Source organism: Spirosoma panaciterrae DSM 21099, from assembly GCF_000374025.1.
Taxonomy (GTDB): domain Bacteria; phylum Bacteroidota; class Bacteroidia; order Cytophagales; family Spirosomataceae; genus Spirosoma; species Spirosoma panaciterrae.
In genome coordinates, this window is record NZ_KB893190.1 from 37,739 (window position 1) to 49,834 (window position 12,096).

10 protein-coding genes are annotated in these 12,096 nt (G+C 50.0%); 7 read left to right on the top strand and 3 right to left on the bottom strand.

Annotation, left to right across the window (positions count from 1 at the left end):
* Window positions 1–132: 132 nt before the first annotated feature.
* Window positions 133–2,997, top strand: coding sequence for a leucine--tRNA ligase (leuS, locus tag B153_RS0119005; RefSeq protein ID WP_020598329.1), 2,865 nt, complete (start codon window positions 133–135; stop codon window positions 2,995–2,997).
* 71 nt (window positions 2,998–3,068) lie between these two features.
* Here leuS and B153_RS0119010 read toward each other — a convergent pair whose 3' ends face one another.
* Entirely contained in the window at window positions 3,069–4,088 is a 1,020-nt protein-coding gene (locus B153_RS0119010; RefSeq protein ID WP_040761701.1) for an LLM class flavin-dependent oxidoreductase, read from the bottom strand.
* Between the two features lie 162 nt (window positions 4,089–4,250).
* Here B153_RS0119010 and B153_RS0119015 point away from each other — a divergent pair, with 162 nt between their 5' ends.
* From B153_RS0119015 to B153_RS0119030, 4 genes are all read left to right on the top strand, one after another.
* Entirely contained in the window at window positions 4,251–5,138 is an 888-nt protein-coding gene (locus B153_RS0119015; protein ID WP_020598331.1) for a glycerophosphodiester phosphodiesterase family protein, read from the top strand.
* Between the two features lie 54 nt (window positions 5,139–5,192).
* Window positions 5,193–6,536: an MFS transporter gene (locus B153_RS0119020; RefSeq protein WP_020598332.1), complete on the top strand. Its 1,344-nt coding sequence runs from the start codon at window positions 5,193–5,195 to the stop codon at window positions 6,534–6,536.
* 83 nt (window positions 6,537–6,619) lie between these two features.
* Window positions 6,620–7,648, top strand: coding sequence for a zinc-dependent alcohol dehydrogenase (locus B153_RS0119025; protein WP_020598333.1), 1,029 nt, complete (start codon window positions 6,620–6,622; stop codon window positions 7,646–7,648).
* A 28-nt stretch (window positions 7,649–7,676) separates the two neighbouring features.
* Window positions 7,677–8,666 (top strand): hypothetical protein, encoded by a 990-nt coding sequence (locus tag B153_RS0119030; RefSeq protein ID WP_020598334.1) that lies wholly within the window; start codon window positions 7,677–7,679, stop codon window positions 8,664–8,666.
* Between the two features lie 59 nt (window positions 8,667–8,725).
* On the opposite strand, the gene B153_RS0119035 is transcribed toward B153_RS0119030, so the two are convergent.
* Window positions 8,726–9,370, bottom strand: coding sequence for an NAD(P)-dependent oxidoreductase (locus B153_RS0119035; protein WP_020598335.1), 645 nt, complete (start codon window positions 9,368–9,370; stop codon window positions 8,726–8,728).
* A gap of 67 nt (window positions 9,371–9,437) precedes the next feature.
* Window positions 9,438–9,845 (bottom strand): Rrf2 family transcriptional regulator, encoded by a 408-nt coding sequence (locus B153_RS0119040; protein ID WP_020598336.1) that lies wholly within the window; start codon window positions 9,843–9,845, stop codon window positions 9,438–9,440.
* Between the two features lie 156 nt (window positions 9,846–10,001).
* Here B153_RS0119040 and B153_RS0119045 point away from each other — a divergent pair, with 156 nt between their 5' ends.
* Together B153_RS0119045 and B153_RS0119050 are read left to right on the top strand one after the other, a co-directional pair.
* Window positions 10,002–11,141: a DUF819 family protein gene (locus tag B153_RS0119045; protein WP_020598337.1), complete on the top strand. Its 1,140-nt coding sequence runs from the start codon at window positions 10,002–10,004 to the stop codon at window positions 11,139–11,141.
* 116 nt (window positions 11,142–11,257) lie between these two features.
* The gene (locus tag B153_RS0119050) at window positions 11,258–12,076 is read left to right on the top strand and encodes a peptidoglycan-binding domain-containing protein (RefSeq protein ID WP_020598338.1); all 819 of its coding nucleotides are present in this window, start codon (window positions 11,258–11,260) and stop codon (window positions 12,074–12,076) included.
* Window positions 12,077–12,096: the final 20 nt, after the last annotated feature.

Genomic DNA, 12,096 nt, shown 5'->3' on the forward strand with positions numbered 1-12,096 from the left:
TTATGCATTCATCGGCCGATGCGATAGGCAAAAGTCTTGGTAAACGGCTATTTTTGCAAGAAAACAAGTCATGCGGCTGAAAAGCCGACGAATCTTTGCAATCGTTTGCGGCTTTTCAGCCGCGTTATCATTATGGCCGACTATAACCACCGCGAAACCGAACAAAAATGGCAACGGTTTTGGGACGAACACCAGACCTACCAGCCCGAAGCCAACACCAGCAAGCCCAAGTATTATGTGCTCGATATGTTTCCGTACCCATCCGGGGCCGGATTACACGTTGGTCACCCGCTTGGCTACATTGCGTCGGACATTGTGGCGCGGTATAAGCGACTGAGAGGCTACAACGTTTTGCACCCAATGGGCTTCGACTCGTTTGGGCTTCCGGCCGAACAGTATGCCATCCAGACAGGGCAGCACCCGGCCATTACGACCGAGCAAAATCGCGCCCGGTATATCGAACAGTTGAAAAATATTGGCTTTAGCTTCGACTGGAGCCGAGAGGTTCGCACCTCCGATCCGGCTTATTATAAATGGACTCAGTGGATATTCATGGAATTGTTTCGCTCGTGGTATAACCGTGATACCGACCGGGCCGAACCGATTGAAACGTTGCTGGAAAAATTCGCAACCAACGGGACTATCGATGTCAACGCCGTATGTGACGATGATGCACCGAGCTTTACAGCCGCCGAGTGGAATGCCATGTCGGCCGAAGAATCGTATAAAATTACCCTGAAATACCGCCTGACCTACCTGGCCGATGCTGTCGTGAACTGGTGCCCGGCTTTGGGTACGGTATTGGCAAACGATGAGGTGAAAGATGGCGTTTCGGAACGGGGTGGCTACCCAGTCGAGCAAAAATTGATGCGTCAGTGGATGATGCGCATTACCGCCTACGCCGACCGTTTGCTCACGGGTCTGGATACCATCGACTGGACCGAATCGCTGAAGGAACAGCAACGCAACTGGATCGGTAAGAGTGTTGGGGCCAGTGTGAAATTTGCCGTAGCGAGTAGCGAGGAACGAGGAGCGGGGAGTGATGCGCCAGCAAATTCTCACCCCTATATCGAAGTGTTTACTACCCGCGTAGATACCATTTATGGGGTTACGTTTATGGTGCTGGCGCCTGAACATGAGCTGGTTCCACAATTGACTACACCCAATCAACGCGAAGCCGTAGAAGCCTATATCCATGCGGCCAAAATGCGTTCGGAGCGGGATCGTATGGCCGAAACTAAGGTTGTTTCAGGGGTGTTTACGGGTAGCTACTGCCTCAATCCATTCAACAACGAGAAGGTTCCTATCTATCTGGCCGACTACGTACTGGCTGGCTACGGTACAGGGGCCGTGATGGCCGTACCATCCGGTGACCAACGTGACTGGAATTTTGCCACGCATTTCGGGTTGCCCATCATCCCGATTCTGGATGCTCAGAAAGACATCGATCAGCAGGCTGACAATACCAAAGAAGGCCATTACATCAATTCGGGTATTATCAATGGCATGACCTATAAAGAGGCAACCGCTACCTTGATCGCCTGGCTTGAAGAGCGTGGCCTGGGTCGGGGTAAGGTGAATTTTCGGATGCGGGATGCCGTATTCAGCCGCCAGCGGTATTGGGGTGAGCCGGTTCCGGTTTATTTCAAGAATGATCGCAACGGCCAACCGTTGCCCTACTTAATTGACGAAAGCGATTTGCCGCTGGAACTGCCCGCTATTGATAAATACCTGCCCACCGAAACGGGTGAGCCGCCACTAGGGCGGGCTGAGGACTGGAAATACAAGGGGCAATACGAGTATGAATTGAGTACTATGCCGGGTTGGGCTGGTTCATCATGGTACTGGTACCGCTACATGGACCCGAACAACAATACGGCCTTTGCCAGTAAGGAAGCAATTAACTATTGGCAGAATGTGGATCTGTACATCGGCGGCACCGAACATGCGACGGGGCACCTGCTGTATAGTCGTTTCTGGAACAAATTCCTGAAAGACCGGGGCTATGTACCGCAGGAAGAACCATTCAAAAAGCTGATCAACCAGGGCATGATTCAGGGTCGGTCGAATTTCGTGTACCGGATAAAAGGAACCGGACAGGAGGGAGTTTCCCCTGTTTTCGTCTCGCTGAGTCAAATTAACGGGCAGGACGTAACACCCTTGCATGCCGATGTAAATATGGTTGAAAACGACGTTTTGAATCTTGAAGCCTTCAAAGCAGCCCGGCCCGATTTAACAGAGGATGCTGAGTTTATTACTGAACCGGATGGTCGTTACATCGTTGGGGCTGAGGTTGAAAAAATGTCGAAGTCAAAGTTCAACGTCGTCAATCCCGACATGATCGTTGAAAAGTATGGCGCTGACGTGCTTCGGTTGTACGAAATGTTTCTGGGGCCGCTGGAGCAGGCGAAACCCTGGAATACCAACGGCATCGACGGGGTATATCGGTTTATTCGAAAGTTCTGGCGGTTGTTCTATAAAGATAATGCCGACGGTACGAATACCTGGCTGGTGACGGACGAGCAGCCTACGCCTGCCGAGCTGAAGATTCTGCACAAGACAATTCAGAAGGCCGAAGGCGATATTGAACTCTATTCGTTCAATACATCGGTCAGTGCGTTTATGGTCTGTGTCAACGAGTTAACAGCGTTAAATTGCCGCAAACGGGCCATTTTGCAGGATTTGGTGCTGATTTTGTCACCCTATGCTCCACACATCACGGAAGAGCTTTGGGCTGCACTAGGCAACGAACCCGGCACGATTTCGAAAGCGAACTTCCCGATATTCAATCCGGCGTATCTGGTGGAAGATGCCTTTGAATACCCAATTCAGATCAACGGGAAAGTGCGTACCACCATTAGCTTCTCGCTGGACCGGGCACCAACCGATATTGAAAAGGAAGTGCTGGCCGATGAGATCGTTCAGAAATGGCTGGACGGAAAGTCACCCAAAAAAGTGGTCGTCGTTCCCAAACGCATCGTAAACGTCGTGATCTAAACGAAGAAGGGGTGGTTCAGCGAACCACCCCTTCTTCGTTTATAAAGCTGTTTAAACTTTTGAAATCAAGCTTACGAAACGGGCATAAACTGGGGCTGCTGAGTGGCCAGTGCATCACGTACCTGAGCCGTCAGGGTAAGTGAATATTGGCGGGCGTCGTGGTCGAAAATGGGGGCAGAGAGGATCAATTCATCCGCCTGGGTTTGTTCCAGAAAGGTTCCTAGTTGCCGCTGCACCGTTTTGGGTGAACCGACCACCGCGTATTTGAAAACCGAATCGATGCCCGCCAGTTCGTAGTCCGACCATTGAGCAGTCAGATCATCGACGGGTGGTTGCATCTGGCGGGCCTTCCCCCTACGGATGTACAGGAATTGTTGTTGAACCGAGGTGAACAACCGTTCGGCTTCCCGGTCGGTATCGGCCACAATTACATTGGCGGCTACCATAGCATACGGTTTGTCAAGTTGGGCCGATGGGGTGAAGTGGGTGCGGTACACATGCAGGGCGTGCATCAGATCTTTGGGCGCAAAATGCGAAGCAAAGGCATAGGGAAGCCCAAGCATAGCGGCCAGTTGGGCTCCAAACAGGCTGGAACCGAGTATCCAGATCGGTACATTGAGTCCATTGCCAGGAACAGCCTGAACAAACTGATTGGAATCGTCGGGTTGAAAATACTGCATCAGCTCAACCACATCCTGCGGAAACGTATCCGGGCCGTTGGCATCCCGTCGTAGAGCGCGTGCAGTAACCTGATCGGAACCCGGAGCGCGGCCCAGGCCCAGATCGATACGACCGGGATAAAGAGATTCAAGCGTACCAAATTGCTCGGCAATGACCAGGGGCGAGTGATTAGGCAGCATAATACCGCCCGAACCCACGCGGATGGTTTTGGTACCACCTGCTACATACCCAATCACGACTGAGGTAGCAGCACTGGCTACACCCGGCATGTTGTGGTGTTCGGCCAGCCAGTACCGATTATAGCCTAACGATTCGGCATGTTGCGCCAGATTGAGTGTATTGCGTAACGCCTGAGAAGCCGTGTTTCCGGCAACGATGGGCGATAAATCCAGAATTGAAAAGGGAATCATAACAGGATAAGCTTGTGATGTGTGCGGGAGATCATCGGGCTCCCGATGCTGAATCCGCCTAGATTCGGCGTACATTTGTAGTTTATCAACAATACATCTCATTCGATCGGTTCCTTCTGCACGCTTACTGTATGCTGGAAGAAACCGACCATTTTACGGAAAATGCGTTTAACACATCTTTTACTTGCGGGGGTAATCGTTGGGGTGTCTGCCTGCGCTCCCAGAACATCGACAAATCTGTCGAAGAGCAGTGCTGAAGATTTTTTTCAGTACAAGCCGAATCGTGCCCCCCTTATATCTGTACACCGGGGTGGTGGCGATTTGAAAGGTTACCCCGAAAACTGCATCGAATCGTTTGCCTACGTCGCCCAGCAGATCGGTTCGCCCTCACACCCGGCTATTATCGAATGTGACATTGACCTGACAAAAGATAGTGTGATGGTAATGATGCATGATGCTACCCTCGATCGGACGACCAACGGTACGGGTAAGCTGATTGATAAAACCTATGCTGAATTGGGCCAGTACCGTTTGGAGGATAATATGGGCAATCTGACTCCCTACAAAATTCCAACCCTGGAGCAGGTACTGCGCTGGGGAAAGAACAAAGTCCGGTTTACGCTCGATGTAAAGCGAAACGTGTCGTTTGCCAGCGTGGTGGATATGATTCACAGGACGGGAGCTAGCGATGACGCCTGTGTGATTACCTACAATGCACAGGATGCGGGTAAAATCCACCAGCTGGACCCGAACCTGATGCTTTCGGTCACGATTCGGAATCGGGCCGAATACGATCGGTTGCGCGAAGCTGGCGTTCCCGATAACCGGATGGTGGCTTTCGTAGGGGTCAAAGAACCCGATGCTGATCTCTATTCGTTTTTGCATCAGAAAGGTATCGCCACGATTCTCGGCACGCTCGGCAACCTTGATAAGCAGGCGGCTGCCAGGGGCGATCAGGTATACAATACATTCGTTCAACACGGAGCCGATGTTATGTCGACCGATCGCCCGCTCGAAATGGCGCGCGTATTGTATCCGGCAAGTAAGTAAAGCTAAACCGTTGCTTACAGGTACTCCTCACGTTCCTAAACCCATCCTGATCCTTTGTTACATTCGAATTATCGGTGGCGGATTATTGCGCTGCTGTTTCTGGCTACCACCATCAATTACGTTGACCGACAGGTGCTTTCGTTCGTTATGACGGATGAAGGGTTCAAGAAAACCTTGTTGGGGCTAACTCCTGATGCCCTGCTGACTGACGAGCATCTGAAGCAGTTCCGAATTCAGATGGGATTGATCGATTCGGCATTTAAAGCCACCTACGCCATCGGTTTTCTGCTGATTGGCTGGCTTATCGACCGGGTGGGTACAAAGAAAGGGTTTTCGATTGGGATGGCGGTCTGGAGTCTGGCTAGTATTGTATCCGGATTTGTGTCGTCGGCCGGGCAGTTTGCGGTTGTCCGGGCTGTACTGGGCCTTGGCGAAGCGGCTAACTTTCCGTCGGCGATGAAGGCCATTGCCGAGTGGTTTCCCAAGCGTGAGCGGTCAACGGCTACGGGTATCCTGAATGCAGGGTCCAATATGGGGGTGATTACTACGGCCTTGCTGGTCCCATTTCTGATGCAGCAGTTTGGCTGGCGGGGCGCCTTCCTTATTTCGGCCGTGCTGGGTGTGCTGATGCTTGTGATCTGGTGGGTGAGTTATGCGAAGCCTGAAGAAACCCCCGGCCTTTCTGAGTCGGAGTTTCAGTATATTCAGGAAGAACGAGACGCGCCCCGTAAAGCGGTATCGAACAGTCGGTACTCGTGGGGGAAACTACTTGGATTCCGACAAACCTGGGCGTTTTGCTCTGGCAAAATCTTTGCCGATCCGGTCTGGTTCTTTTACCTGACGTGGCTGCCAGATTTTCTGTTAACCAACAACCAGCTCGATCAAAAACTGGATCTGAAAAACTTCGGGATTCCGTTCCTGATCATCTACGCTGTGTCCGATATAGGGAGCGTTTTTTTTGGGTGGCTGGCAACCTACTGGATGAAAAACGGCTGGTCTGAAAACAGGGCTCGTAAATTGGCTATGCTCCTTTGTGCGCTCTCCGTTACACCCATTTACCTGATTCCATCCGTCCATAGCTTTGCTGGTGTAGTCGCCTTACTGGCACTGGCAACGGCGGCCCATCAGGGGTGGTCGACCAACGTATACGCATTGTCTACGACCTTGTTTCCGGGGGATTCGGTGGCTACAGCTACTGGAATTGGCGGGTTTATGGGCGGAATGATCAGTATGGGCGTTGCTGCGGCTACGGGCTTCATTGTGGCTTCTTTCGGGTATAAACCCATGTTTGTATTTGCCAGTTGTTCCTATTTGATTGGATTGGTCGTTATTCATCTGGTCCTGCCTGTTCTTCGCCCTATCGAAACGTTGCCAGAACGGGCCGGGGCCACCGTTTAAATTCGTCCGACATTCAGCGGATCGCATGCCATGACCAGGCATGACAAAAAAGGCTACAGATGACGATTAATGACTAACACCTAATGAACGAAACCCATATGCTGGCGGGTGTTCTAACCGCTCCCCGGTCGATTGATATACAACAACGGCCAATTCCTGAACCTGGACCTGGTGAAGTCAGGATCAACATGAAATCGGTAGGTATCTGTGGGTCCGATGTATCGTTGTTTCAGGGGCATCGTCCCGATTTGGCTTTTCCATTGGTGATTGGTCACGAAGGTATTGGCTACATTGATCAGGTGGGAGAGGGCGTAAGCGCTCAGCGACTTGGGGAGCGGGTGGTAATCGAACCCAATTATCCCTGTGGTCAATGTGACTATTGCTGGCAGGGACGCGGGAATATCTGTCCGAACAAGCGGATTATTGGTGTACTGGAAACGGGTTGTTTTGCCGAATATGCCGTTGTGCCCGCCCGCTTTGCCTGGCAAGTACCTACGCCAATTCGTGACGATGATGCTGTGGTGATTGAGCCTACTGCCGTAGCCTTACATACACTCTATTCGTCGCCTGCCCGCCCTGGCGATACGGTTGCCGTTGTGGGGCTAGGAGCCATTGGACTGTTGGTAACGCACCTGGCCCATCGAATGGGGTATACCGTGTTTGCCTACGACCGCATTCCCGCAAAAGTAGCATTGGCTGTCTCATTAGGAGCTATTCCCATATCGGCCGATTCGACGACTGATCAGATCGCCAATCTCTGGAAAGAAGCACAGGTTCATACAGTATTTGAGTGTGCCGGAGTCGCAGCAGCGTTTACCATGGCTGTTGAGGCTGCTCCGCGAGGAGCCTATGTGGTCGTAGCTGGCTTATCAGATAAACCCAGTAACCTGACGGAGTTTAGTATTACCCGTCAGGGAATCACGATCATTACCTCCATCATTTACCAGCATCCCGTCGATTTCCGCCGGACCATCCAACTGATCGAAAGTGGTTTTTTGCAGCCCAGTCGAATTATTTCGATGAAACAACCCTTTGCAAAATTGGCGACAGCAATCGAAATTGCCTGTCTGGGCGAACAAACCAAAATGATTCTGGCCCTGCCCGAATTTTAAATGTCGTTTCACATAAATACGTTACGAATTGACCCGTATAAAGTCCAGGTATCTTCTGTTAGGGGCATTTCTGATTCTGATTGTATTTTGGCGCCCTTATAACCCGCATCTTGACTCGTCAATCCCTCGTATTGTTAGCAGCCCTGAGCAAATTGCCACTGTTCGAACAAAATGGATAAATGGCAAATTACTTCAAACTACATTCCTGGATAGCCAGGGGCGTATTCTGGAGGATTTTTTTTACGGTCGCTCAAACGAGAAAATTCACAATGAATACATAAACGATCGGAAAATTGCGACTACCTACTATTACCACAACGATAGTTCTGCACCAGGGTATATTAGTATAACCAAGCGCCGATTTGAATATGACCGCCAAGGGCGTTTGTTGCGAGAGTTTCGGGATGAATTTGGAACGAACACAACATATTATTCGAAGTTGGAAGGGTCTTTTGTGACATATTATCGGTACACAAATCAGGATACTCTTAAAGTTGAACGGCCTGTTAGAGAATACAATCGGCTGAAAGATATTATAATCAACCGTTGGGAGCGCAATCGGAAAGGGCAACTTATTCGTCATTACTATTTTTACGAGCTAAGAACCCCGAATGGATTGGTTGATGATACGCTTAGTGATTACTCTCAACGCTTTTCGTATGATAAATTAGGTCGTCGTAAACTGGCCTGGTACGATCGAATGTACCTTGGGCGATCTTATTCTCCGGCAGGACCCGATACAATTCACTACGTATATGATACACACAATCGTTTGATTCGGGAGATTCATCGGCATACGACTGATATGCGAAACAAACAGGAGATCTATTCAAGTGGGTTGGATAGTTCTATTATACTAGATCGTAAGCGCTTTTTTGAAGGGGATACCTATTATCGAAATAATAATTACACAGACACAGTTACGTATCGGTATGAACGCTTTGACCCTGACAAACATCTCCCGCTACAGATTTCGCAGGATGTAGACTATACGAGTAATCATTTAATCCGAAGATAGGTCCAAAAAGCCCTTCTCCAAGGGGCAAAACCTTTGAGAAGGGCTTTTGGGGTTTGTGATTAATAGCCAACGGTAAACCGCTTCTGGATAAATTGCGGTTGTTCAATTTCGTTGAGAATAGCCACAGCGAGGTCAGCTACGGTAATATTACTTTCTCCTTTTTCGTCAAAAACGGGTTGCTCGGTGCCGATTCGGAACGTGCCGGTGCGTTCGCCGGGAGCCAGATTAATGGCCGGACTCAAAAATGTCCAGTCGAGGGTGGTATTCTGACGAAGGCGGGTCAGATAGTCCCGCGCTGCGAGGGCGCCGGGTTTCCATTCGACCGGAAACTGGGGTGTATCGACAAGCTGTACACCGGGAGCCGCTTCCAGGCTTCCGGCCCCTCCAACAAACAGATACCGCTTCACACCCGCCTGTTGCGTACCCTGTTCGATGGCTTCAGCACCGTTCAAAAAATCGTCGTACAGGTTTGGATTGGTCCAGCCCGCATTGAAAGTACTCACAACGGCATCATGACCTGCAACAAGTTCGGCTATTGAGCCAGCGTCCAGCGCATTACCTTTTTTGATGGTTAGTTTTGGATCGCTGGTGGTAATTTTTTCAGGATGGGGAACAATGGCCGTTACGTCATGTCCACGATGTAAGGCTTCGGTCAGAACGGCTGAGCCAACAAAACCCGATGCGCCAATAAGTGCCAGTTTCATACGGATAAAAAGTTAATTGAAAATTGATTATTGTAATAAAAAATGTTACAGTTTTGTTTAAAAAAAATTAATCGAAACGGTGGACAAAATCGGCCAAGGTGCTGGTGCCCAGATTTCGTATCAGCGCTTCCTCGGCTTCCTGATAGAGACTGTCCAGATGGCGATTAATTTGTCGGCCAACCGGGCAATCGGGATTAGGTGAGTTACGGGCACTGCCTAGCACCGTTCCCTGTCGAGTGGCCAGAAATACATCCGATACCCGAACCTGAGTGGCAGGCTTCGCCAGCATGGTACCTCCGTTTTTCCCTTCCCGACTAACGACCAGTCCTTTCTTACGGAGGTTACTAATTTCCTTGCGTACCAGCACCGGATTGATGTTAATACTGCCCGCAATGAAGTCAGACGTAACCCACTCGCCCTTGGCTTTGGCCAGTAGGGTTAAAATATGCATCGATATGGCAAAGCGTCCGTTCATTACTGTAATCTATTTAGTTACAGATTTGGTCTGGTAAAAATTCCCGACGGTGAAAAAAAGTTTGATCGCTCGTCTTTTATAAATTAGGGTTCAGGCAAATTTTACCCACCCCGAACGCGGATTTTTGATTATTTTACGGATAAAACCTTCCTCGCTGTGTCTGACTCTATTTTTATCCTGTTCGTACTTTGCCTGAATGTTATTCTTTGTGAATGGCTCACGAAAAAGCCGGGCTTTCGCCATATCGGGACGGCCTTACTGGTTATTCTGATAACGGCCTTTGAAGCCAACCTGGGCATTGTACCGACCACTGAAACGCCGGTTTACGAAGGGATTTTTAACTACGTCGCCCCATTTTCATTGTTTCTGTTGCTACTTGGGGTGAATCTCAAAGACTTGCGTAAAGCGGGCCTGCCAATGCTGTCGATGTTTTTGATCGGTTCAGTAGGGACTATCCTGGGCGTTCTGGTAAGCGTATGGGTGTTCTCTGCTCCACAAACGGTCGGGCGGTTATTTTATGCTCTGGCGGGAATGTTTACGGGAACCTACATTGGCGGTAGCATCAACTTCCATGCTGTGGCCCTGCATTACGGGGTGTCGAAAGCGGGGAATTTGTTCATTGCGGCTACGGCTGCCGACAACATCATGACAGCCCTCTGGATGATCGCGACACTGGCTTTACCCGTTTTTTTACAGCGTCAGTTTCCCCGGCAGCGCCCTGTTTCTTCAGAGCAGTCCAGTACCGCTACAACCGATGATCCTTTTTCGGATTCCGAAACCATGACCCCCAATGATCTGGCCATTTTGCTGGCACTTGGATTCGGATCTATTTTTCTTGCCAAACAATTGACGGCCTGGCTTCCAATAATTCCCTTTGTGCTGATTCTGACAACAATAGCTCTAGGACTGGCGCAGCTTCGGGTCGTCAACAAATTGCGGGGCAGTCGACTGTTGGGTCTTTTCGGGGTTTATGTATTTCTGGCTGTTATTGGTGCCTACTGCGACATTGCCGCTTTAATTCGTGATGGCCAGCTGGCCTTTGTACTCTTCGGTATGATTCTGCTTTTGGTATGTATCCATGCACTGCTTGTGTTTGGCATTGGTGCGCTGTTCCGGCAGGATTGGGATATTCTGGGTATTGCCTCACAGGCAAATATCGGAGGAGCCACATCTGCGCTGGCCTTGGCCCGAAGTCTGAATCGGCCCGATTTACAATTGCCTGCCGTTCTGGTCGGAACCCTGGGCAACGCTATCGGCACTTATTTGGGCATTCTGGTTGCAGAACTATTACGCTAGCTAAAAGCGATTGCCTTTCGCTCAATAAATCCCCTTCTGACCCGGTTGTTGGCTGTATCATTCGATCCCAAATCTGGGCTTGTAACGTTTCAAGACTCAATCAATGACCACCCGATATGCAAAAAATAGCCTTCCAGAATGAACTTACGATCAGTACAGTTCAACAGCGTAACGGAGCGAACAATACCAAAAAAGACGTTCGGAAAATACAATCCTGGCTGACGTTGTTTGCCATGACAAATGCAGGGGCAGCTACAGCAACAGGTATCGATGGTGATTTTGGGAAGGCTACCGAGCAGGCCGTAAAAAACTTTCAAAAGGCTAAAGGCATTCCGCAGAATGGGATTGTCGATCAGGCTACGTTCGATTTGCTGGCCGCTCCCATGCGTGCTGCATTTTTAAGCACGATCACCGGAACTGATTTGCGTGGGCTCGTGGTCAGTGCGGCCCGGCAGCATGTACTGAATCGGCCGTTTGAACTGGTCATTAGCCAACAACCCAACTCGGGCCCCTGGGTGAGGGCGTATATGGATGGAAATGAAGGGCGTGAGTGGCTCTGGTGCATGGGATTTGTGCAAACCATTCTTGACCAGGCAGCCTCTGTGGTTGGGAAAGATTTCAAGCAGCTTATGCCGCTAACCTATAGCTGCGACGTAGTTGGAACGACTGGGCTACAAACAGGGGTGCTTTTTCGCTACAACCAGATTCGGCTAAACCCGGCATTGATGAAACCAGGCGACATCTTTCTGCTGCAAAAAACGCCAAACGATTGGGTTCATGCGGGGTTAATTACGCATATCGGCGATGATTTTATCGAAACCATTGAAGGTAATACCAACGATGGTGGGTCAAATAACGGTAATGCCGTGTTGAGTCGGGTACGAAATTTCAGAAAGTCGAAGCTGGATGTTTTTTCAATTGAAGGGCTGGTGTAGTCAGGGATTGTCAGGTATAG